The organism is uncultured Porphyromonas sp. (assembly GCF_900541275.1).
In the GTDB taxonomy this organism is placed as follows: domain Bacteria; phylum Bacteroidota; class Bacteroidia; order Bacteroidales; family Porphyromonadaceae; genus Porphyromonas_A.
Genome location: NZ_UQJH01000019.1, coordinates 1 through 22,378 on the forward strand (window position 1 = coordinate 1; position 22,378 = coordinate 22,378).

The window sequence follows — 22,378 nt, forward strand, 5'->3', positions numbered from 1 at the left end:
TGCACGAAGGCGATCTGCTGCGTTGCTTTCGGAATTCGGCCTCGGTCACGTACGTGAGTACGCTCCCTTCGGCCTCATCCTCAGCGCCTTGCATCTCATCCTTCGTGCAAAGTCTCAGCACATTTGAAACAAAAGTGCGAGAAATGGCACTTCGTGCAACATTCTCACCTAAGGAGAGAGCTACTTCTCCCTCACACCCTGGAAAAGGCGATTGCCCCGGAGCAGTCAGGAGAGACGCTCCGGGGCAATCGTCGTAAAAGGGGTACGGGAAGATTACTTCACAAAAGTGAGCTCGCTGATCAGGCTGTCCGCCTTGCCCCACTTGTCCATATAGTAGAGCATGGCACGGATGTCGACGCAGATGCAGCGCTGGAGATTGGGCTCAAACTCAATGTCCCCGCTCATCGCCTCCCAATTACCGTCAAAGGCGAGACCGATCAGGTGTCCCTCACCGTCGAAGACGGGGCTGCCGGAGTTGCCACCGGTGATGTCGTTATTGGAGATGAAGTCGGTGTGGAGTGCGCCGTCCTCCGCTGCCCAGCGACCATAGGTGCTTCTGTCCTTGAGCATGCTTACGATCTCGGGCTGGACAAAGTAGTCCTCCTTGCCGGTCGCATTCTTCTCCAGCATACCGACCGATGTGGTGTAGTAGTCGTACCAGCCGGCATCGTAGGGACGGTAGCCACCGACGGAGCCGTAGCTGAGGCGCATGGTGAAATTGGCATCACTCGGCAAGGCACGATCGGGCCACATCTCCATCAGTCCCTTCATGAAGAGCCTGCGGGCGGCGTAGTAGTCGTAGGTATAGGGCTGCATCTCGGCGGAGATCTTCTTGACCTGCTCCGTGATGCTGGCCACCAGCTCCACGGCGGGGTCAGTGGGGAAGGCAGCCTTCAGCGCCTCATAGTTGCGCAGAGCCTCCATCATCCGTCCCTTCTCCACTACGACAGAGTTGGCGAAGACGTAGTCCGTATACTTCTCCACGTTGCCGCCAAACTTCTCGTCGATCTTCGCGAAGATGGAGGGGAGGTGCTCCGGGGCGACATTCTCCCGGATCACCCTCAGCATCGCCGGCGTAGTCGCCTTAGCGACGATGGGGTTGTAGTCCTTGTAGAGCTTGGTGCCGTCAAAGGCGCCGGGATCCTTGCCGGGCAGGGTGGCGAGGGCGCGGAGCTCAGTGCCTGAGAGCGCCTCGGTGAGGATCGTCAGGTCGTGCTTCATGGGACCGGTCTTCTCGAGGTTGCGCTGCAGTCGGGGGAGCACGCTTCCGTACTCTGCCTGACGCTTCGGGTCGGCGGCGACCCAGCGGGCAAACTCCTCCTCGATGGCACGCTTGTCGCTCTCGACGTCGAGCTTCTTGAGCCCGGCATTCATACCGATCGAGTTTTTCCAGTAATTGGAGGAGCCGAGATACTTGCTGATATACTGGATGTTGATGGCATTGTCCTTTGCCATATACTCACTCCAGATATCCTGCTTGATGCCACGGACGAGGATGCGCGGCTTATTGCTATTCTCGATCCGGTCGATGACGCCCCAGGAGGAGAGGTAGCGGTCTGTGAAGCCGGGGAAGCCTATGGTCATGGAGTAGTCGCCCTCTTTTACCCCCTTCAGGGAGATCTTGGCGAAGTAGGCGGGCTTGTAGGGGACGTTGTCAGCAGCGTAGTCGGCAGGCTTATTGTCCTTGCCGGCGTAGACGCGGAAGACGGAGTAGTCGATGGTGTGACGGGGCCACATCCAGTTGTCGGTGTCGCGGCCAAACTTCCCGATCGATGCGGGGGGTGCAAAGGCGAGACGCACGTCGGTGAAGACGTCGTAGACGATGAGGTAGTAGCGATTGTTCTCATAGAAGGGGATCACCTCCGCCTCGGTGTGCTTGTCCCCACTGTACTCCCTGGCGATCAGCTCGCAGCAGGCGCGGATCGCGCCATACTTCTTCATCGGATCCGGCTCCTGAGCCGCCACCTTCATGACGCGGGCGGTGACATCGACCGTCTCCCTCAGGTACTTCACCTGCAGCCCCTCGATCGGGAGCTCCTCAGAGGTGCGGTGGGCGACGAAGCCATTGGTGATGTAGTCGTGCTCCACGGCGCTGACGCTCTGGATGGAGCCGAAGCCGCAGTGGTAATTGGTGAAGATGAGCCCCTGGTCTGAGGCGGTGATGCCGGTGCAGCCGCCACCGAAGATCACCACCGCATTGGCGATGCCGGGGTCGGCGTTGGAGAAGAACTTGGTCGGGTCGATCTTCAGCCCGAGCTCTTTCATCCGCTCGATATTCTCCTTCTTCAGCTCATTGAGGATCCACATCCCCTTGTCCGCACGGGCGGAGGGGACGAAGAGCAGGAGTGCGAGCAGGCACAGCAGATACTTTGCTCTTACTTTCATAGATGGTTGTATGTTTGGTTTTTACTTGTAATTCTTCTTCTCCTCCCCGATGGTGGTAAAGGGCCCGTGCCCCGGGTAGACCTCCGTCTCATCGGGCAGGGCAAAGAGCTCCTGTCGGATCGAGTGCATCAGCTGCGCCTCGTCACCGCCCCAGAGGTCGGTCCTGCCGCAGCCCCCGGCGAAGAGCGTGTCCCCGGTAAAGAGCGCCCCCGCCTCTTGATCGAAGAAGGAGACGCCACCGGCAGTGTGACCGGGGGTCTTCAGGATCCGCAGCGTCCGCTCTCCATAGTGGACCTGTCCCTGCTCCTCATCGCGGAAGGGGACAAGATCCACCTCGCGAACCCCCTCGGGGACCTTCATGGACATGGCGGCAAATTGCTCCATCAGACTGGGCAGGCTGCCGATCTCATCCGACGATGCCTCGATCTCCAGCCCCCACTTGTCCTGGACGAAGGAGGCGCCCATGACGTGATCGAAGTGGGCGTGCGTCAGGATGCAGCGGACGGGGCGCAGACCTTTCTTCTCGACGTAAGCGGCCAGCTGATCCGTCGCACGGACCGAGCCGAAGCCAGGATCAATGATGACCGTCTCGAGCGTGTCGTCCCATACGAGGTAGGGATGCTCAAAGATCTGATTGACGGTAAATGTCTGGAAGTGTAGCATCAGTGTAGGGGTAGGTAAATGATTTTCTTAGTGTCGTAGTACTCGAGCTCGGGGTAGAGGCTCCTGATCTCCGTCACCTCGACCGACTTGCGGAAGGGACGGAGCTCCTCACTGAGGTCGCCCCCCTTGAGAGTGATGATCCCATTGGGGAGGGCATTGAGCTGCTCCCTTCGGTCGACCAGGTGACCCGATGTGCGGACGAGATCGGAGAGGTCCATCGCGGCACGGCTGACGATGAAGTGGTAGCGCCCCTGCCACTCCTCGGAGCGGGTATGGACAGCCTCCACATTTGTCAGCTCGATCGCATCAGCAATGGCCTGGGTGACGCGGATCTTCTTCCCCGTCCCGTCGATCAGGGTGAAGTGACACTCGGGGAAGAGGATTGCCAGCGGTATCCCCGGCAGTCCACCACCGGTGCCGACGTCGATGATCCGCGTCCCGGGACGGAAGGAGGTGTATCGCCCGATCACCATCGAGTGGAGGATGTGGTGCTCGAGGATCTGGTCGATGTCCCGGCGGGAGACGACGTTGATTTTCTCATTCCACTCCTTATATAGATCAGGCAGCCGGCTCAGTCGGTCCAGCTGCTCAGCGGTGAGGGCGGGGAAGTACCGCTCTATGGTGGTCAGGTCAGCGCTCATTCGGTCATCAGTCGCTGCTTGTACTCATCCTTGAGACAGCCGGCGATATCAGCGTAGGGCAGCGTGAGCTCTATCGGTCCGACGAAGTGGGCAGCGATGTCGTAGGGATTGAAGTAGAAGGTAACACCCTCCGAGGTGAGATAAAAGTACTCGCCCATCTTCGCCTCCTCGTAGAAGTAGACTCCCTTGTCAGCGAGAGCATCGGGGCTATCCACGCCGAAGGACTTCATCAGTGCGGCAAGGAGCAGCTCATCAATCTTATCCTCACTGCCGTCTGCAAAGAGCTGATGGACGGTAACCGGGGTATTGTGCTTGAGGTCGTAATTGGCGGACCGGATCGAGGTGGTACCATTGGCTCCGCCGCTGAAGTCGTACTGGCTGATCTTGACGGAGACGAGGTCTGATTGATTATAGGTCAGGGAGTCGGACTTGAACATCTCTTCGACAAAAAAGGAGAGGAGCGCCGTGGGCGACTCCGCATCGTCTCTCATCAGAGTCTTGGCGCGCGTCAGGTCGGAGATATAGCCCCCCAGCCCCAGAGCTACCACGCTATCGAGGTAGCTCTGCACGCTCATATGGGCCTCGTAGTCGGGACCCTCCAGGGCGTGGCAGGCAATGAGATAGCTCCTGAGTGAGTCTGCGATCACTCCCGCATCTCCCTCGGCCGCTGGCTCGAGGAGATCCAGCGACACGGTGTAGGTCGGGGTCGAGAGCGTGGTATCCTGCCAGTTCCTCGAGGTAAGGGTGTCGGTATACTCCTTAGCCACATGGACCATCTGCCAGCTGATCTGCTTATTGATCCCCCCATCGCCACCTCTCTTATGACAGCCAGAGAGGAGCAGGACGAGACTGCCCAGCAAGAGGAGGAGAGGGAGGGACTTAGATCGTGTCATGACTTATTAATTAGCCAACTCAGAGATGAATTTTATCCGGACAAGGCGCACCTCATCCTCCTCGTACACCTCCAGAGCAGACATCGCTGTGTCCAAATCGTCCGTGGGGGAGTGGCGGAAGTAATTGAAGATCTCATCCACATCGTCGGCGTCCATGACGTCATCGATGAAGTAATTGATATTGATCTTAGTGCCGGAGTAGACGATCGACTCGATCTCCGAGAGGAGGTCGCTGAAGTCCATGTTATTGGAGTTGGCGATGTCCTCGAGCGAGACCTTTCGGTCGATGTGCTGGACAATAGAGACCTTAAGCTTGGACTTATTGGGGACCGTCCGGATGCGTATGTCCTCCGGTCGCTCGATGTCATTCTCCTCCACATACTCCTTGATCAGAGCGATGAAGGGGGCACCATACTTCTCAGCCTTGCTCTTTCCTACCCCGGTGATATTCTGCAGCTCCTCCATCGACACCGGATAGACACTTGCCATATCCTGCAGGCTGGAGTCCTGGAAGATGACGTAAGCAGGCACCTTGAGCTCCTTCGCCTTCTTCTTCACCGCATCCTTAAGTATTGAGTAGAGCTCCGGGTCGGCCGCACCACCACCTCCTGTGCCGGCGCCCTTGGAGGCGCGCTCGGCCTCCTCATCCTCATCCTCCTCATCGGAGGGTAGGCTGACGAGGAAGGACTTGGGCTTCTTCATGAAGGCCCGCCCCTTCGCAGTGAGGCTCAGGATCCCCTGCCGCTCGATGCTCTTGTCGATGTATCCCTCGATGATCGCCTGGCGGATCACGGCATCCAGCAGCTCCTCGTCCTCCCCCTTGAGGGAACCAAATTCCTCAAGATCATCGTGCTTGTAATTCTCGATGTCGACCGTCTTTTTACCGAGGAGAAAGTGAATGATGTAGTCGGTCTTAAACTCCTCCTTGAGCACACTCACTGCCTCGAGTATGCTTGTCAGTGTCTCTTTTGCTTCCACTCTTCTATGATGCGCTTTACAGTTATCGCAGTTGTGACAGTTATCTTGCTCGTAGGTCTCTCCGAAGTAATTGAGGAGAAACTTCCGTCGGCATATTGGGCTCTCTGCATAGGACTTCATCTCTTCGAGAAGGAGGGAGCCCACGACCCTCTCGTTATTCGTCTTATTCTTACTATGGAGGAGCTTCGTCATCTTGTCGATGTCGGCATTGCTGTAGTAGGCGATGCAGAGCCCCTCACCACCATCTCGCCCGGCACGACCGGTCTCCTGGTAGTAGCTCTCCAGGCTCTTCGGGATGTCGTAGTGGATCACGAAGCGGACGTCCGGCTTGTCGATCCCCATCCCGAAGGCTATCGTCGCCACGATGACATCGATGCTCTCGTTGAGGAAGGCATCCTGCGTCTCGTCCCGCACCTTGCTCTCTATGCCGGCGTGGTAGGGGAGCGCCTTGATGTCATTGGCCCTAAGCACCTCAGCGAGGTTCTCCACCTTCTTGCGGCTCATGCAGTAGATGATCCCGCTCTTGTGGTGGTGCTCCTTGATGAAGCGGATGATGTCCGGCTCGATCTCGCTATCCTTCCGTCGGATCTCGTAGTAGAGGTTGGCGCGATTGAAGGAGCTACGGAAGACCCTTGCGTCTCTCATCCGGAGAGCCTTCAGGATATCCTGCTGCACCATCGGCGTGGCGGTCGCTGTAAGAGCGATGATCGGTCGGTGCTCGATCTGATCCACAATCTCCCGGATGCGGCGATACTCCGGTCGGAAGTCGTGCCCCCACTCGCTGATGCAGTGCGCCTCGTCCACAGCGTAGAAGGAGACCGGTATCGACTTGAGAAACTCCACATTCTCCTCCTTCGTGAGACTCTCAGGGGCGACGAAGAGCATCTTCGTCTTGCCGTCCACGAGGTCGGCACGCACTGCCTCGAGCTCTGCCTTGGTGAGGGACGAGTTCATCACATGAGCCACTGACGGATCCTCAGCGCATCCGCGTATCGCATCCACCTGATTCTTCATCAGAGCAATCAGGGGCGAAATGATGATCGAGGTACCCTTACTGATCAGGGCGGGCAGCTGGTAGCAGAGGGACTTACCCCCACCGGTCGGCATGAGCACAAAGGTGTCATGCCCCTCCAGAATACTCGCTATGATCTCGGCCTGATCCCCCTTGAAGGTATCAAAGCCGAAGAAGTGCTTCAGTGTCTTATGCAGTAAGTCGTCGGACTGTTCCATCTCATAGAGCAAGGTCGGTGATTTTTATTTACTTCATAAAGGTAGTCAAAAAAAGATTACCTCTCCAAATCCATTGGCAATGAAGTGGCAAAAAATCGCAGCCGCTGCTGCTTTCCGACCCTCCTAAGTGGTCGCAAAGATACGCTTTTGCGCCATATCCCCCACCCCTCCGATCCGTCATGTCTGAGGAGCCGCTCACTCGGATAATATAGGCTGAGGGGGCGAAGTCCCTTTTGCAACGGTCTTAATAATTCGTAAGTTTGTGGAGACCGCAGGAGGATGCTCCTCCCACCCTTTATCTATGAGTACCCAAGAGAGTAATCCTATAGACTACGAGATGGTGGCGCAGGCCGCCTTCGACAAGCTGCTGAGCGACTACCTCAGCTCCAATCATCGCAAGCATACGGAGCCGATCATCAAGGCCTTCCGCCTCGCCAGTGCTGCCCACAAAGGGGTGAAGCGGCGAAGCGGGGAGCCGTACATCCTCCACCCCATCGCCGTCGCCTCCATAGCCTGCTCGGAGATGGGCCTTGGCAGCACCTCGATCACGGCGGCACTGCTGCACGACGTGGTGGAGGACACGGAGTATACGGTGGAGGATATCCGCGATATGTTCGGGGACTCGATCGCTCGCATCGTTGACGGACTGACCAAGCTCTCGGGCGAGATCCTCGTGGAGGTGATGACGGAGACCAATAACACCTCCGGCCAGCTGGAGAATATCCGTCGACTGCTGGTCACCTCGACGCAGGACATCCGCATCCTCCTCGTCAAGATCGCTGACCGGCTTCACAATATGCGCACCCTCGACAGTATGCCGGAGACAAAGCAGTCCAAGATCGCTGCCGAGACGCGTCTCTTCTACGCCCCCCTGGCTGAGCGACTCGGTATGTATGCGATCATGGAGGAGCTGCAGGACCTGGCGCTGAGGTACATCCACCCTGAGGAGTACCGAGAGGTGCACGAGAAGATCTCCCAGACGTACACGAAGCGGGAGGGACTCTTCGATAAGTTTTACGAGATCATCAAGCCGGATCTCGATGCCACCGGTCTCACCTACGAGATCCAGCACCGGATCAAGAGCACCTACTCAATATGGAATAAGATGCAGGCCAAGGACCTGCCCATAGAGGAGATCTACGATGTCTTTGCCATCCGCATAGTCTTTGATCCGGAGAACGACCGGTCGGAGTACGCCGACTGCTTCAAGATCTACCACGCCCTCACCTCCCACTTTGCCCTCAAGGATGACCGGACGCGCGACTGGCTCACCCACCCGAAGCCCAATGGCTACCGAGCGCTGCACATCACCGTGATGGGCCCCACCGGAGAGTGGGTGGAGGTGCAGATCCGCTCCCGCCAGATGCACGAGATGGCGGAGCGGGGTTTGGCGGCTCACTGGAGGTACAAGACCCACAGCGAGGAGGAGGTGGTGGACCCGATCGAGGAGCAGATACTGAGCAACGTCCACACCCTGCTCAATAACCCCGGTCCCAGTGCATCAGACGACTACGAGACGATGATGTACAAGTTTGCCAATCAGGATATGCTCATCTTCACCCGCAAGGGCGAGCGGATCCGCTGTCCGCAGGACTTCACGGTGCTCGACTTTGCCTACCTGCTCAGCCAGGAGCTGGGGCGGCACTGTATCGGGGCGAAGGTAAATCACGAGATGGTCGACATCTCCGGCAAGCTGCAGAATGGGGACCAGGTGGAGATCATCACGACTGAGAATACGGAGCCCAAGGAGTCCTGGCTCCAGTACGCCACCAGCCCGACGACGAAGCGGTACATCACCGACTTCCTCCACCGACAGGAGCAGGGTCAGATCGAGGCGGGGCGCAAGGCCTTTGCTCGCTTTGCGGAGGGTCTGGGGTACGACCCAGAGCATGTGCTACCGGAGGATGAGCTGGCACCGGTGCTCTCCTACCCCTCTCGGGACCAGTTTTTCCTCGCCGTCAATAGGTATGAGGTGCGTATGGACCATGCGCTCATCAAGCACCTGATCAAGGCACGCAAGGAGGCTCGGACGAGGACACAGGAGCCTACGGTGCAGCAGCGGGAGGACTCCGATGAGACAAAAGTGCCGACGGTAGACCCGGCGCGGATGAAGGAGATCTACACCCTGCGGGCCAATGACGGTATCCGAAACTACATCCGCGCCACCTGCTGTCGTCCCGTCTACGGGGAGGAGGTGCACGGGATCATCAATGAGCTGAGACAGCCGGTCGTCCACCTCACCTCCTGTCCCAAGGCGATGCGACTCAAGGCCACCTATGGCGACGACATCGTCGCCGTCCGATGGGGACCGCACATCCACTCCAACTTTGGCATCACGCTTGAGTTTTCCGGCAACGACTCCCCCACGTTCCTCAACGAGCTGATAGACATCGTGCGGGAGCTGCACATCCCCGTCATCGGGCTCAATGTCGACAGCATCCACGGCAGTGCCGTGGGGTCGATACACATCCGCGTGCGAGACAAGGCGGAGCGCGACACGATGATGCGCGAGATGCAGGAGCGACTGGGTCTCCTCAAGGTCCGGCAGATCTATCCCGAGTACTCCGAGGAGCGTCGCGGCATCCCCTCCCCCAATCAAAAACCCTTTATACCCCATAAGTAAGTCATGAAACATACCATCGTCGCCCCCTCCATCCTCTCAGCAGACTTCCTTCGCCTCGGTGAGGCGATCCATATGGTCGAGGAGAGTGAGGCGGAGTGGGTCCACTGTGACATCATGGATGGTCACTTCGTACCCAATATCTCCTACGGCATCCCGGTCGTGAAGGCAGTCCGCCCCGCGACGAAGAAGGTGGTCGACTGTCACCTGATGATCGAGCACCCGGAGCTCTATGTGGGAGCCTTTGCCGATGCCGGGGCAGATATGATCACGGTCCACCAGGAGGCGTGCACCCACCTCGATCGGCAGGTGGCGCAGATCCACGACCTCGGCTGCAAGGCCGGCGTGGCGCTCAATCCCGCCACACCGGTAGAGACGCTCGTGGACATCCTCCAGGCCGTGGATATGGTGCTGATCATGAGTGTCAATCCCGGCTTTGGGGGGCAAAAGTTTATCTCCCGGGCACTAGACAAAGTCCGTCGCCTCCGCGCCCTTGCCCCTGACCTCCTCATCCAGGTGGATGGCGGCGTCAATGCCGAGACCGGGGCGAAATTGGTCGCTGCTGGTGCCGATGTGCTGGTGGCGGGGAGCTATGTCTTCGGTGCTGCGGAGCCGAGAGAGGCGATCCACAGCCTCTACGTGCTCTGATGAGCCTACTCGATGATATGCGGGGCGAGCGGCTCTACGACTACTCCTCGCCCGAGCTGGCGGAGAGCTTTCGCCACGCCTCCCGCCTCTGCTGTCGTCTCCGATCCCTCTACCCCGGGCACCCCGACTACCGGGCTGTGCTGGAGGAGCTGATCCCCGGCATCCCGGAGAGTGCCACGATCATCCCGCCCTTCTTCTGCGACCATGGGCACGGGATCCGGCTCGGGGAGGAGGTCTTCATCAATGCCGACTGCGTCCTGCTGGACGGTGGTCTGATCACTATCGGCGCCCACACCCGCATCGGGCCGAAGTGTCAGCTCTATACCCCCACCCACCCGATGGATGCTGAGGAGCGACGCTGTCCCGTGGAGACCGCCCACCCGATCACCATCGGTGAGGACTGCTGGCTCTGCGGCGGCGTGATCGTCTGTCCCGGGGTGACCATCGGCGACCGCTCGGTCATCGCTGCCGGTAGCGTTGTCACACGGAACATCCCCGCCGACTGTCTCGCCGCCGGCAATCCTGCTGTCGTCAAGCGCCATCTCCGGACCGCCTCTCCACCCGACCTGAGTCCCTCCCCCTGAGCCGTTACTCTATTACCGGTAATAGAGAGGACTAATACCGGTATAAGTAGTCACTAATACCGGTATTAGATAGGAGCGATCGCCAATGAGAGCAAAAGAAAAGCCCCCCTGCAGAGCCTGGACTCTGCAGGGGGGCTTTTCTTTTGCTCCTGGTCGGGATGATCAGTCGCGTATGATAGTGGTGGTAGGATTAACCGGTTTTACCTCGAAGTCACTGGTTGAGTTGTTCTCATCGACAAAGCCCTTGCCATCCCACTTCCTGACGATCGACTTACCGGCATACGTAGCCCTTCCATCTCCAGAGGACTGCTGTACACCATGGAAGCCCTTGTCGAGGGAGAGGTTGAGTATCTGCATCTTCTTCTCCTTCATTGGGCAGATGACGACAGCATCGATCACTTGATCATTAGGTAAGAGGAGTCCGACCTTGCGGCTGGAGTGGTGGGTCGACTTGAAGTAGACATCTCTGTAGTAGACCGCTTTCTCCCGGTCTGATGCAGGGAGCTTGCACTCCTGCAGGAATGCCTCTTTGATCTTTTTGATCTCGACAGTGGGGCGTATCAGAGCAAGAGCGGTCTTCCCGGAGATGGAGAAGTCGTTCATCTCCTCAGGGTCCCAGGCGTTGGCTGCTTCCTCCGGGGACTCAATACCGCCGGCATTGAAGACCTCATGCACCCAGATCTCACCAGAGCCCTCAGTCCAGCTATATTTAGCCTGATGGAGGTCGATCAGCTTGGAGAGGTCATAGGCCCCTACGTCTTCACCGTACTCTGCCAGCTGGTTGGCAAAAGTGGCCTTGTGATCAATTGCCTTCTGGGCGATGATCACTGCGGTGCCGGGCTGGACCGGATGCTCTTTGCCGCTACCGGGGAAGAGAAGCATCGAGCCTACAAGGAAGTTTTTGAGATAGTAGTCTGCTGTCCCGGAGGAGCTGCCGTCAGTCGCCGTAACCTCTATATTGGCTGCGGGGTCTAGGCTACCTGTGGCGATGAGCATCCCGTCGAGATACTTTACTTCCTTGGTAGGATTGTAGATCTTGATGAAAGCATCATCGGTGTACTCAGTGTCGTACCTCTTTCCATCGGCGACTCGGGAGTACTCCGATCCGGCGTAGTATACCTCCAGGATGCGTAGGTCTGTCTGCTTGCTCTCCTCAGTGGTATTCCCTTCTCCACCCGTAGGGATGCCATCGCGGCGGCATCCGGTGAGACCAATCACCATACAGGTGATGAGGAGCGTGAGCGTAGTGTAATATCTCATAAGTAGATGTTGTATAGAGTTTTGAAAAGTAATTATTCGAGTTATAGGAACCATGCACCGTAACCTGCCCCACCGCTCCCATGAGTGATCAGATTGCTGACCGCCTTATAGGCTTCTGTGGGACTAAGACCTATCTCAAGTCCGAGATGAAAGTAGTAGGGCTCGTTAGGATCAGTATGTGTGGGGTCAGAGTCGTAGGCGTTTGTGTAGACCTTGAGCGGGATATTGAAGCGAGTCACTTCCTCCCAGCCTGATGACTTGTCCGGAGCATAGTAGGGATCACAGACCAGCTTACTAAAGCCCATAGGTTCACCAGCGTTATTGGTCAGCATGGGACGTCGCACCTTGTTCCCCTCCGGACACTTCATTACGCGTATGGAGAGGAAAAACTGTGGCAGAAGGTAGGTCGATCGTGTGTAAGGACGACCATCAGTCAGAGTGATAGGCCATGCCTTATCAGTACCAGCGTACCGGGCATCGACTCCCTCAGAGACCTGCGACTCAAAGAGGAAATGGCCCTTTAGTCCCACACAGTCCTGATCATAGGGCGCAGAGGCTCGCTCGTCGTTGCGACCGAGAGGAGGGAGGAGCCGGATATTGAAGAGCTCCCTCACGCCATCCGACATATCTTCCTCTGTCCAGGTGTCGCGGTAGATGTAGCGGAATATCTCAGGAGTGGCTGCGGCACGTGCCTCGAAGGTCCCCTTGTCAGCAAAGAACTCCGATGGGACGGGATGCGCTATGGGTGCCCCTGTCTGGGGATCCTTATCTCCATTGTACCTCACATCCATCACTGCGTAGGGCCTACCGATGCTATCAAGATCACTTACAGTATAGAATATCTGGTACCGGTCGGACATCTTATAGATCCGGTCATTGATTCGCTTCCCCTCCTTGTCGAAGAAGTAGAGGCAGAGCCCCCAGAGCTTGCTCTTTCCCCCAATGACTCGGAGGTAGTCCGGTCCCTCAGCTCCTCGAAGCGTCTCTGCATAGGTGGCGGTACTGGAGCGTAGCACTTCGATGGAGGGCTTACCGGAGGGTGTATTATGGATCACCACAAACTCCTCCTGTCGCCATGGTGCCTTGTCATAGACAAAGTTACCATGCAGCTTACCACCACCGTGTGGGTGCCCTTCTTTAAGCATAACCAGGCATGTGGCCCAGTCTTTCAGCGCTCCATCCGGATCAGGATTGGCTACAGGAGTAGTCACCCTTGGGGCTTCGTAAAGGTCAGCACCGGTACGGGGTGTCTTCTTCTGCTCGAGAGGATTATTCTCGTAGCTAACCGATATGTCCCCAAAGATAAACTTCTGGCAGCCGGTAAGCGATAGTAGGAAGGTGAGGAGTAATATAGGGTATTGTATTCGTCTCATGGTAATCTCTCAGAAGGTGGTACCGGGGATGCCGGTAAAGTAGCTATCATCGCCCCAGAGCATCTCCTCCAGAGCACTCTCGTCCACCTCTCGTCCCCGATCCGCATAATACCTCAGGATGGAGGCGCGGCATTGCTCTCGATTAGCGACATCTCCAAGGACGATGAAGGGGACAGGGTAGTCGATGTCGAAGGTATTCCACGAGGACTGCAGTTCGTAGTGGTCGTAGAGTCCTCCGGGTGCGGCAGTATTGGCATACTTGCCTAAGACTAGTCCCGCAGGCACCTGTACTCGATCCTGTATGTGGCAGATACTGACTCGCATCTGGAAGCAGACGTTTCCCATGCCGAAGCGGATCAGCCCCTTGAATCCCAGCCGATCTAGATCCACTCCAGGACTGGCATACTCACGCTTCTGACGGAGTGGCACGACCACGCCTCCGGCACGGTTGCGTCCTAGGTCATCACTCTCTTCTAGTGGTTCCCCGAGCTGCTCCTCGACGGGGTCTGTGTCACGGTATTCGTAGGAGAAGAGTTCCGGGACCCGCTGATTAAGCTCAGGAGTCTGAATTGTCTCAGCGAGGACATACCTATGTCCGTTATGCGTTAGTGGCTGGGTGGCACGACTGGTCATCGTATTCTCGACCGCCATCTCTGCCAGCATCCGGTCATACCGGAGCATACCGGAACCGACAGTATAGTCCTCAGGAGTATAGACACCACCAGCGGAGATGAGACTTGCGTGGCTGAGCGACTCTCCCTCGAAGAGGAATCGGTCGTAGTATAGGCTGTCCAGAGTCATTGGATAAACCAGCTGCCCGCCATCAAGGGAGTTTTGGCGGATAGTGAAGAAATGCTGATGGACGCATAGGGTGGAGTTGTCCGGATCATTGGGGTCGTACTGAGCGAATTGGTGGTTGATCAGTATCCCGTTGGCGTCGAAGTAGCGGATCTCCATGGCGTAGCAAAAGCGGTCTGACCGTACCACCTCAAAGGCTTTCCGCTCGGAGCTGATGGTGATATTGCCGTTCTCATCCTTTCTGAAGGTGATGTCCTGGTAGACCGGGATCGGAGTCTCTCTATGACTTAGGTCGTAGGCTTTATAAAGCTCGACCGTCGATCCTCCTGACAGCTCTGTCGGACCCATCCTGCGAGCGAGGCGTAGGATCACCTGCCAGGAGTAGATCTGCTCATGTCCCTTGATGTCTCGCTCAATATAGGCAGGCGGAGCTACGACTATCTTCTTCATCAGAGCGTCCACCTTATCGTCCGAGCAGGCGATGAGGAGAAGCGAAAGAGTAAGGAGTATGAGTATATGTCTTGTCTTTATCATGGTAGGGGTGGTGTCAGAATTTTACAATCGTGCGCAGCGAGAAATTGGCGCCTCTCGCATGGGCATAGTAGCGAAAGCGGTCTGTGTACTCCTTATATAGGGTATTGAGGATATTGTCCCCTATCAGCATCAGCTTCACTTCACGTCCACCTGGTAGATCCATTGAAAACTCTGCGCTGCCATTGAGTAGCGTGTATGCGGGAGGAGTCTCGGGGACGAGGTCCTTCTCAGGATTGAAGTGCTTCTGCTTGGTCACGTATATCGTCGAGAGAGAGACGGAAGTATGGTACTGGTCATCCGAGCCAAGCGAAGTGCCATAGCTGCATGAGAGACCATAACGGTCGCTTGGCATAAAGGGTAACCACTCGGAGCGGGTCACATTACGTCCGCGGATCCACTCACCCTTGCCCGTCAGGGTCAGTCCCTGCAGCGGCATAGCAGAGAGTGTCAGGTCACCACCATAGAGCCTGGCATCGTCCTGTCCGTAGATAAATCGAGGATACTTCCCGCTTGGATGATTATGGAAGCGCTCCAGCCCCTTGCCTATCGCATCATAAATATAGTTGTCGATATGCTGGTAGAAGAGACTGGGCTCCACAGACAGCCACTTATTGTGCCACCGTCCACCAAGGACAGACTTGTAGCCGTGCTCTGCTGTCAGCTGGTGATTGCCCACCACCCAGTAGGTGCCATGCTCGAGTCCTGTGGCGTAGAGCTCGTTGATGTCCGGGGGTCTCCAGGACCAGCCGATATTACCTCTGAGATCAGCTTCATCACTGATCTGATAGTGCAGAGCCAGACTGGCCGTGAAGTTACTATAGACCTTGAAGTCCGAGTAATACCTATACTTGCTTAGCGAAGTGTATCCACGGACATCCATTGCCCTAAAGTCGTATCTCATACCGACCGAGCAGCGCAGTCGCTCAAAGAATGTAGCGTCCTGCAGTATGTATCCTCCCAGCGTGAGAGCGGCATAATTGGGGATAAATGCGGGCTGCTTCGTCCCCGGATAGTTATAGTTACGCTGATAGGTGCCTGAGAGACCGGACTCAGTCTTCAGTGCCAAGGGACCACCCCACTGAGCGACCCAGGAGAGGTCACTGCGCTCTGTAGAGAGGATCAGGTCCTGCATGGGGATCCGGCTCCAGTCCGCCTTAGTTCGCTTGTCAAACTCCCACCTCAGATTATCCTGATGAGAGAGGATCAGTCGGAGCTTGTGTGCCTCACTCACCTGCCACTTTACCTCGCCCTTGAGCATAAAGTGCTGTGACTGCTGAAATGGAGGCTCCACCTCGTAGGAGAAGGGGCGAAGTGACCGCTCGTCAGGACGTCCAGCAAGGAAGCGCGCTAGTAACTGGTCTATGTCGGAGACTCGACTGGCGTAGTAGATGCCATTACGGGCGTAGAAGAGACTGCTGAAGAGTGTGGCTGTGATCGCTCCATTGCTCCAGCCTGCAAGTGCCGAAAGACTGATATTGGTGTAACCGGTGTTATTAAGGATATACTCCGCCGTAGAGTAGTCCCCACCCCGACGGTAGAGTCCGTGGAGACGAAGCCCCAGACTCCTCCAGCCCATCTCGATACTGCCGGTGCCACTGTAGGCGTGAGCATTGGTGTCGTACCCGAGGTCAGTCGTGCCGGAGACACGAAGATTCTTGGATCCGTAAGGGAGCTCCGCCTGACTAAAGAGTACGACTCCTCCTATGGCACCATAGCCGTAGCGAACCGACTCCGCACCCTTCACAACCTCTACATTAGTAGCACCAGTATGGTCGATCTCCGGAGCGTGATCTGAGCCCCAGCTCTGACTGTCGAGTCGCACCCCATTGTTGAGCAGTAGGATACGTCCCGAGTGCATTCCCTGGATCACTGGCTTGGAGATCGTGCTGCCACTGGATATGGTGCTTACACCTGGTACTGTCTCCAGGAGCTGTCCGAGGGTGAGGGTACTTGACTTCTCCAGCGTCTTAGGGTCGATCTTCATTGTCTGCTGGAGGATACTGGTCTGCCGGAGATCTCCCTGGACCACCACTTCGTCGATCAGAGTAGCATCCTCCTCGAGACGGATCGTCAGGACTCCGCGTACCTCCGAGAGTGAGATCGTGCGGCTGTCACTCTTGTATCCGAGGTAAGAGGTGGTGAGCGTCACCCGCTTTTTAGTGATGGGGAAGGATAGGGTACAGTGTCCCTGTGGATCGGTGGGCTGGGCACTGAGTGCCTCCTCGGAGCGTACGATAGCACCAGGGATCGGGTCTCCGGTCGCACTATCGAGGACGCAAAGTGTGAGCCTGCGGGTCTTCTCCTCCGCATGGCTGCTGTATGCCCATCCTGCCAGCAGGAGGATGAGGAGAAGCATCAGCGTATTAGGTCTCTGCGAGAGACCGATATGCTTGGTCATGGTATTACGTATATTATGAGTGTATCGAGAGCTAGTTGCAGCTCTCGAGGAGTCGTGGGGCGATATGCCCGATGGTCCACCACTATGAGAGAGAAGTGAGCGGTGACTACTACCCCGAGATCAGGATAGGGGCTAAAGGCTATGGATCTCCCGTAGGAGAGCGTTAGGTGAGTGCAGGGGATTACGCTGCCACTCGAGTCGGAGGAGCCCGGAGAGCGGGTTGGTCCGTGAGCGGTAGCAGCGGAGTGACACACTCCGTCATCGCAAGGGCAAGCACGAAGCCCTCGACTCTCGCCACGTAGGGGATCTCGACCAGATCCTCATACATGGTGCTCTCCATTAGCTGCAGGACGCAGAGAGAGCCGACATCCGCATACCCACTCTCCTGCGTCATCTGAGAGGCTACGTGTACCTGGTGTGACGGGGAGTCGATATGGATCCTTACCATCATCAGCTGCGAGGCAAGTACGACGATGAGGAAGAGGCCGATAAACAGCCTCTTGAGCTGCTCAGCTCTTCCTGATAATTGTCGGTATGTCCCTATATACTGCATGGTCAGATCATTGTGCAAAGGTAGGAACTCTTTCCCTCGCCGGACATACTCAGAAGTGAGTATTTTATCTCTCCTTTTCTCCAATTATCAAATTAGTCTACCCCGGCAAGGCAAACTCATACCGGTACAGGGCTGACGTTTTTGGATTTGCCTGAAGTCTTCCTGAGCAAAAACAAGAAAAATGTCTGAAAATCAGGGTGTTAAGCTTGAATAGCCTAAGAATTATTCGTGCCTTTATACCTGATAATCAATCGTTTGCCTCTCTTTTTAAGCGTTATTAGGTATGAATAATTTGCTCTCGGTCATCTCGCTCATTCCTGAGTTCAGGAAAGGGAATCATCTGGTTTATCCCATTGATTACCTTTTGCTTGTGGCTTTTTGCACAATGATGTGCAACCAAACTTCGTGGCATGCGATGGAGGACTATGCCGAGATTCATCAGAAAGACTTGAGGAAACTCTATTTCAAGATTTCGGGAAAGGTACTCAGGAGGTACACACCTTCGCACGATGTGTTCTGCGCCGTCTTTCAGACCCTATCGCCTATCACGTTCCACAATGCATTTAAGTCCTGGCTCCTAGAGGTGTACAGTTCTGTCGGAGAACATATCTGCATCGGTCCTAAGTGTCAGCTCTATACGCCCACCCACCCGATGGATGCTGAGGAGCGACGCCGTCCCGTGGAGACCGCTCACCCGATCACCATCGGTGAGGACTGCTGGCTCTGCGGAGGAGTGATCGTCTGCCCCGGAGTGACGATCGGTGACCGCTCGGTCATCGCTGCCGGGAGCGTCGTCACACGGGATATCCCCGCCGACTGCCTCGCCGCCGGCAACCCTGCTGTCGTCAAGCGCCGGCTCTGAGTATCTGTTTTTCCCTTATCTTTGCACTTCTTTTTCAAGAAAACAGATATGAACATGAGCAAGTCAAAGCATCTGCTGATCCCGATGATCAGCCTTCTTACTCTCCTGCTCGTCGGGCTCGACTCCTGCATCCGCCCCGAGGCGCCCAATGCGGAGGCAGACATCCTCTCCGTCGAGGTGGAGGGGCTCACCCCGAGGGAGAAGCCCCTCATCACCAATACCGCCATCAAGATCGAGGCGGAGCCGTGGGTCGACCGCTCCGCCGTGGCGCTGAGCTTCACCCTCACCCCCGGTGCCACCATCTCCCCGGCGAGTGGGAGCAAGCAGGACTTCACCCGGCCCGTCACCTATACCGTCACCTCGGAGGACAAGCAATGGACGAAGGAGTACACCGTCACCATCGCCTCCTCGCGACCCGCCCCGGGACACTTTGACTTTGAGACGGTGAGCCGATATAAGAAGCGCGACACCGGAGACGAGCTCTTCTATGAATTTACTATCTCTGACGGGCTCAAGTGGTCAAGCCCTAACGAAGGCTTTATGCTCTCACTCGCCCTCGATCCCTCCTGTGATCCCAAGGATCCCTCAGTCTATCCCGTGACACAGGATCAGAGTGGCTATCGTGGGAAGTGCGCTAAGCTCGTTACGCTCAGTACCGGGAGCTTCGGTGCCATGTTCAGTAAGCCCATTGCCCCCGGGACTCTTTTCCTCGGAGATTTCAATGTCAATGAAGCCATGAGCAATCATCTTAGGACAACTCTCTTTGGCATCCCGGAGTCCCGCAAGCCACTGATGCTGACGGGATACTACAAGTACAAGTCGGGCGACAAGCTGACCGATAAGGACTCCAAGGAGATTGCGGGCAAGAGGGACCTCCCGGCGATCTATGCCGTCTTCTTCGAGACCGACAAGGAGACCCCTTACCTCGACGGAGGCAATGTCCTCACCTCGCCCAATATCGTCCTCACAGCTCAGCTCAAGGACCCCAAGGAGAGCGACAAGTGGATCCACTTTGAGCTCCCCTTTGAGCCGGTGGAGGGCAAAAGCATCGACCCTGCCAAGCTGAAGGACGGCCGCTACAAGCTCACCATCGTGATGACCTCCAGCCGAGATGGCGCAAACTTCGTGGGCGCCATCGGTAGCACGCTCCTCGTGGATGAGATGAACCTATACTTTGAGTAATCAAATGAGACGACTGATATACACCACGCTCCTACTCCTCGCCACCGCCTCCCTCGCCATGGGGCAGGAGGCTCGCGACAAGAATATCCTCGCCGCCCTGCGTCATGGGTGGAATTTTGAGCTCCGTGCCGGACTCTCCATGGGCGGCACCGCCCCCATCCCAATGCCCCGGGAGATCCGTGGTGTGGAGAAGTACAATCCCAAGCTCAACGTCCACGTCGAGGGTCAGGCAACCAAGTGGTTTGACCCCCACTGGGGGCTGGTGATGGGACTCCGTATGGAGCAGAAGGGCATGGTCACCGGTGCCCGGGTAAAGAATTACCACACCTCGCTCCTCCTCGGTGAGGGCGCCGAGGTGTCGGGCAACTGGACCGGCTACGTCGAGAGCAACTACGCCGCCTCCTCCATCGTCCTCCCCATCAGCACCGCCTATAAGATCAATGACTACGGCAAGGTGCAGGCGGGCCTCTACGCCGGCTACCGCTTCGACGGCAGCTTCACCGGGCACGTCACCGACGGGCACTTCCGCATGGGGTCACCCATCGGTGAGCGGGTCGACTTCCCGGCCGACAAGCAGGCGGCCTACGACTTCTCCGGTGAGCTGAGCCGCTTCGAGGCAGGCATGCAGGTGGGCGGCAGCTGGTGCGCCTACCGCCACTTCCTTGTCTATGGTGAGCTGAGGGCCTCCTTCACCCCCATCTTCCCCGGCTCCTTCACTGCCCTGACGACCAAGCTCTACCCGATCTACGTCAGCACCGGCTTCAGCTACCTCTTCTGATAGAGCCTCCATACCGCTATCTACAGCCCTCGTCCCATCCGACCGGATGGGGCGAGGGCTTTTTTTTGCCCTTAGGAGAGCGGAATGGAAGCCATCCCTCTCATCGTGAAGAGTGCAGGAGGAAGCACCCTTTGCGGGTGCCTGCTCCACAGCTGTAAAGCTCAAATGCGCCCCTCTGAGACTCAACATAGGCAACCTTGTCAAAAGTCGTGGAAAGTGCTTACCTTTGGGGTGCAAACAGCAATCACAATAGAAGACAGGTCATGAAACCCACTACCCTCTACGCCTATAAGATTACTCCGACAGAGACAGCTGATGCCCCGCACGAATTTATCAGTATGCTGAGGCGTGCTGTAGAACAAAATCCTACCGTCCGAGACCGAATGCTGATACTCAACAAGAAATCCCCAGACTCTGATTGCTTGATGAATATGGAGAATGTAGAGGGGGATTTATTTGGTCTTTTTGCTCGACTTGTCCCGGGAGACAATGTCGGAATAGTCCCGGAAGAGGTGTTGGAGAAGCAATATGCCAGAGCAATAGATCTCCAGGCAGGAGAAGGATCCGCAATGAGTTACAAGAAGCTCACCTACTTCTACGTAGGCAGGGAGCATTTAATTCTGGACTACCACTCAGCGAGAAACTTTGAGGTGTACTTTAATTCTTTGTCCGGAAGGATAAAGACCGGGTCGTATAGACTGCTTCCCGACCTGTCAATGCCGGATGACATCCCGCTATCAGACATTTCTTCTGTAAGGTTGGACGGCTCATTTAATATACAGACACAAAGCGATGGACGAAGGAGTCTTAAAAGAATCCTGCTCAACTCCGACATGCTGGGCAGCCTCCTTGGGGGCAGTGCCGTGGCAGAAGAGTTAGTGGACAACAAATTACTGTCTGCGTCAGTGCTTTTGAAACTAGAGAGCAAGAAGCCCGAAGAAATGGAGCGGTCTGATTATGAGAATCTAATGTCGAGAGCTCTCTCTCTGGGTAGTGACGCTGTATCCGTCCGCCTGAAAAACAGGAAGACGGTAAGAGGTGGAGAGATCAGAAAGTCACGTGACATCCAAATCGAGAATTTGTCAAATGGTCTGATTGATGAGGCTTCCCTTAAAATAGAGATGGCTAATTTTATGAGATCCTTGGAGTATGAAGCGTAAGATTTTAGCTCGCTTGTCGAGGGTGTTTTTTATCCTGCTCGTTACTGTTGCCTTGTCGTCCATTTTTCATGGAGGGGAGGGGAAGATGGTGACCGCACTGTATTCAGTCTATGGAATAGTGTTTTCAGTCTATGCCAGCTTTTCGGCGACATTTGACACGAGAGGGGTAAAGAATCCGATTATCCTGGAAAAAATCAGGCGGGTCCTTAGGGAGGACTTAAAAGAGTCTGTATATGACTTCATAACAGTAGCCGTCATCATCGGAGTCAGCGATCTTCTGCCTACCGGGAATAGTATCCCCATTGGTGGCATTCTTCGCTTGAATATGGATACGCTTGCTGCAGTCACTGTCTTTCTCTTTCTCGTCCCTTTGGTACATCGATTTATTGCCCTCGGGGATCTGAAGTGGAAGCTTGACGACGAGGTTAACAGATAAAATTCCCATTCATATTACAAGGATAATCCTAATCATTGCTGTCCGATAACAGCTTGTCGGAGGGGATGAAGAAAGGGCTGACTTCATTTTCCGGAGTCAGCCTTTAGTGGTTGGTTGGTTTGTGGTGACAACTATCACAACTTAACCATAAGCTAAAGTACACATTTTACCGGACAGCCGATCTTCTCACAAATTGTTAGACAGGGGTGACGCATTTGAGCGGCACAGAAGCCATTCTTCTCATCGTGAAGGGTGGAGGATGAAGCACCCCTTGCGGGGTGCCACCCCACCGATCCCGAAGGGGGCGCCTCCCCGCCTATCGATCCCGCAGGGGCGTAGCCCCGGAGGGATCATCGTTCTTTAGCCGGTGGTCGAAGCACGAAGTGCCGAAGACCACGGGTA

The 22,378-nt window shown here is 56.2% G+C and carries 18 protein-coding genes; 8 read left to right on the forward strand and 10 right to left on the reverse strand.

Annotation, left to right across the window (positions count from 1 at the left end):
- Nucleotides 1-273: 273 nt before the first annotated feature.
- From QZR17_RS06925 to recQ, 5 genes are read right to left on the reverse strand one after another with little or no spacing between them, the layout of a single operon-like run.
- Nucleotides 274-2,385 carry a S46 family peptidase gene (locus QZR17_RS06925; RefSeq protein WP_297129358.1) on the reverse strand — a complete coding sequence of 704 codons (2,112 nt, stop codon included), beginning with the start codon at nt 2,383-2,385 and terminating at the stop codon, nt 274-276.
- A gap of 21 nt (nt 2,386-2,406) precedes the next feature.
- Nucleotides 2,407-3,048 carry an MBL fold metallo-hydrolase gene (locus tag QZR17_RS06930; protein ID WP_297129360.1) on the reverse strand — a complete coding sequence of 214 codons (642 nt, stop codon included), beginning with the start codon at nt 3,046-3,048 and terminating at the stop codon, nt 2,407-2,409.
- A complete protein-coding gene (gene rsmG, locus QZR17_RS06935; RefSeq protein ID WP_297129362.1) occupies nt 3,048-3,689 on the reverse strand; it encodes a 16S rRNA (guanine(527)-N(7))-methyltransferase RsmG in 642 nt (213 codons plus the stop codon). The genes QZR17_RS06930 and rsmG overlap by 1 nt, the downstream gene beginning before the upstream one ends.
- The gene (locus tag QZR17_RS06940) at nt 3,686-4,582 is read right to left on the reverse strand and encodes a DUF3298 and DUF4163 domain-containing protein (protein WP_297129364.1); all 897 of its coding nucleotides are present in this window, start codon (nt 4,580-4,582) and stop codon (nt 3,686-3,688) included. The genes rsmG and QZR17_RS06940 overlap by 4 nt, the downstream gene beginning before the upstream one ends.
- Nucleotides 4,583-4,588: 6 nt before the next feature.
- Nucleotides 4,589-6,790 (reverse strand): DNA helicase RecQ, encoded by a 2,202-nt coding sequence (gene recQ / locus QZR17_RS06945; RefSeq protein ID WP_297129367.1) that lies wholly within the window; start codon nt 6,788-6,790, stop codon nt 4,589-4,591.
- Nucleotides 6,791-7,091: 301 nt separating this feature from the next.
- Between recQ and QZR17_RS06950 the strand changes: the two genes are divergently transcribed.
- From QZR17_RS06950 to QZR17_RS06960, 3 genes are read left to right on the forward strand one after another with little or no spacing between them, the layout of a single operon-like run.
- Nucleotides 7,092-9,413: a RelA/SpoT family protein gene (locus tag QZR17_RS06950; protein ID WP_297129370.1), complete on the forward strand. Its 2,322-nt coding sequence runs from the start codon at nt 7,092-7,094 to the stop codon at nt 9,411-9,413.
- A 3-nt stretch (nt 9,414-9,416) separates the two neighbouring features.
- Nucleotides 9,417-10,058 carry a ribulose-phosphate 3-epimerase gene (rpe, locus tag QZR17_RS06955; RefSeq protein WP_297129373.1) on the forward strand — a complete coding sequence of 214 codons (642 nt, stop codon included), beginning with the start codon at nt 9,417-9,419 and terminating at the stop codon, nt 10,056-10,058.
- A complete protein-coding gene (locus QZR17_RS06960; RefSeq protein ID WP_297129376.1) occupies nt 10,058-10,642 on the forward strand; it encodes a sugar O-acetyltransferase in 585 nt (194 codons plus the stop codon). The genes rpe and QZR17_RS06960 overlap by 1 nt, the downstream gene beginning before the upstream one ends.
- A gap of 162 nt (nt 10,643-10,804) precedes the next feature.
- On the opposite strand, the gene QZR17_RS06965 is transcribed toward QZR17_RS06960, so the two are convergent.
- The 5 genes from QZR17_RS06965 to QZR17_RS06985 all read right to left on the reverse strand — a co-directional run bounded on the left by QZR17_RS06965 (nt 10,805) and on the right by QZR17_RS06985 (nt 17,558).
- Entirely contained in the window at nt 10,805-11,902 is a 1,098-nt protein-coding gene (locus tag QZR17_RS06965; RefSeq protein ID WP_297129379.1) for a DUF4876 domain-containing protein, read from the reverse strand.
- A 41-nt stretch (nt 11,903-11,943) separates the two neighbouring features.
- A complete protein-coding gene (locus tag QZR17_RS06970) occupies nt 11,944-13,275 on the reverse strand; it encodes a hypothetical protein (protein WP_297129382.1) in 1,332 nt (443 codons plus the stop codon).
- 9 nt (nt 13,276-13,284) lie between these two features.
- The gene (locus QZR17_RS06975; protein WP_297129387.1) at nt 13,285-14,607 is read right to left on the reverse strand and encodes a hypothetical protein; all 1,323 of its coding nucleotides are present in this window, start codon (nt 14,605-14,607) and stop codon (nt 13,285-13,287) included.
- A gap of 13 nt (nt 14,608-14,620) precedes the next feature.
- A complete protein-coding gene (locus QZR17_RS06980) occupies nt 14,621-17,005 on the reverse strand; it encodes a TonB-dependent receptor (RefSeq protein ID WP_296163082.1) in 2,385 nt (794 codons plus the stop codon).
- Nucleotides 17,006-17,186: 181 nt separating this feature from the next.
- Nucleotides 17,187-17,558, reverse strand: coding sequence for a hypothetical protein (locus QZR17_RS06985; RefSeq protein WP_297129389.1), 372 nt, complete (start codon nt 17,556-17,558; stop codon nt 17,187-17,189).
- A gap of 283 nt (nt 17,559-17,841) precedes the next feature.
- Here QZR17_RS06985 and QZR17_RS06990 point away from each other — a divergent pair, with 283 nt between their 5' ends.
- The 5 genes from QZR17_RS06990 (at nt 17,842) to QZR17_RS07010 (ending at nt 21,976) form a co-directional block, all read left to right on the forward strand.
- Nucleotides 17,842-18,420, forward strand: a complete 579-nt coding sequence (locus QZR17_RS06990; protein WP_297129391.1) for a transposase family protein — start codon at nt 17,842-17,844, stop codon at nt 18,418-18,420.
- A 54-nt stretch (nt 18,421-18,474) separates the two neighbouring features.
- A complete protein-coding gene (locus tag QZR17_RS06995) occupies nt 18,475-19,602 on the forward strand; it encodes a PCMD domain-containing protein (protein WP_297129394.1) in 1,128 nt (375 codons plus the stop codon).
- A 4-nt stretch (nt 19,603-19,606) separates the two neighbouring features.
- Nucleotides 19,607-20,380 carry a porin family protein gene (locus QZR17_RS07000; RefSeq protein WP_297129397.1) on the forward strand — a complete coding sequence of 258 codons (774 nt, stop codon included), beginning with the start codon at nt 19,607-19,609 and terminating at the stop codon, nt 20,378-20,380.
- A 263-nt stretch (nt 20,381-20,643) separates the two neighbouring features.
- The gene (locus QZR17_RS07005) at nt 20,644-21,540 is read left to right on the forward strand and encodes a hypothetical protein (RefSeq protein ID WP_297129400.1); all 897 of its coding nucleotides are present in this window, start codon (nt 20,644-20,646) and stop codon (nt 21,538-21,540) included.
- Nucleotides 21,530-21,976 (forward strand): hypothetical protein, encoded by a 447-nt coding sequence (locus QZR17_RS07010; protein WP_297129403.1) that lies wholly within the window; start codon nt 21,530-21,532, stop codon nt 21,974-21,976. Before QZR17_RS07005 ends, QZR17_RS07010 begins: the two co-directional genes overlap by 11 nt.
- Nucleotides 21,977-22,378 lie beyond the last annotated feature (402 nt).

Bases quoted from the DNA above. Each gene is read 5' to 3' on its own strand.
- QZR17_RS06925 (WP_297129358.1), bottom strand. From the start codon at position 2,385: ATGAAAGTAAGAGCAAAGTATCTGCTGTGCCTGCTCGCACTCCTGCTC.
- QZR17_RS06930 (WP_297129360.1), bottom strand. From the start codon at position 3,048: ATGCTACACTTCCAGACATTTACCGTCAATCAGATCTTTGAGCATCCC.
- rsmG (WP_297129362.1), bottom strand. From the start codon at position 3,689: ATGAGCGCTGACCTGACCACCATAGAGCGGTACTTCCCCGCCCTCACC.
- QZR17_RS06940 (WP_297129364.1), bottom strand. From the start codon at position 4,582: ATGACACGATCTAAGTCCCTCCCTCTCCTCCTCTTGCTGGGCAGTCTC.
- recQ (WP_297129367.1), bottom strand. From the start codon at position 6,790: ATGGAACAGTCCGACGACTTACTGCATAAGACACTGAAGCACTTCTTC.
- QZR17_RS06950 (WP_297129370.1), top strand. From the start codon at position 7,092: ATGAGTACCCAAGAGAGTAATCCTATAGACTACGAGATGGTGGCGCAG.
- rpe (WP_297129373.1), top strand. From the start codon at position 9,417: ATGAAACATACCATCGTCGCCCCCTCCATCCTCTCAGCAGACTTCCTT.
- QZR17_RS06960 (WP_297129376.1), top strand. From the start codon at position 10,058: ATGAGCCTACTCGATGATATGCGGGGCGAGCGGCTCTACGACTACTCC.
- QZR17_RS06965 (WP_297129379.1), bottom strand. From the start codon at position 11,902: ATGAGATATTACACTACGCTCACGCTCCTCATCACCTGTATGGTGATT.
- QZR17_RS06970 (WP_297129382.1), bottom strand. From the start codon at position 13,275: ATGAGACGAATACAATACCCTATATTACTCCTCACCTTCCTACTATCG.
- QZR17_RS06975 (WP_297129387.1), bottom strand. From the start codon at position 14,607: ATGATAAAGACAAGACATATACTCATACTCCTTACTCTTTCGCTTCTC.
- QZR17_RS06980 (WP_296163082.1), bottom strand. From the start codon at position 17,005: ATGACCAAGCATATCGGTCTCTCGCAGAGACCTAATACGCTGATGCTT.
- QZR17_RS06985 (WP_297129389.1), bottom strand. From the start codon at position 17,558: ATGCAGTATATAGGGACATACCGACAATTATCAGGAAGAGCTGAGCAG.
- QZR17_RS06990 (WP_297129391.1), top strand. From the start codon at position 17,842: ATGAATAATTTGCTCTCGGTCATCTCGCTCATTCCTGAGTTCAGGAAA.
- QZR17_RS06995 (WP_297129394.1), top strand. From the start codon at position 18,475: ATGAGCAAGTCAAAGCATCTGCTGATCCCGATGATCAGCCTTCTTACT.
- QZR17_RS07000 (WP_297129397.1), top strand. From the start codon at position 19,607: ATGAGACGACTGATATACACCACGCTCCTACTCCTCGCCACCGCCTCC.
- QZR17_RS07005 (WP_297129400.1), top strand. From the start codon at position 20,644: ATGAAACCCACTACCCTCTACGCCTATAAGATTACTCCGACAGAGACA.
- QZR17_RS07010 (WP_297129403.1), top strand. From the start codon at position 21,530: ATGAAGCGTAAGATTTTAGCTCGCTTGTCGAGGGTGTTTTTTATCCTG.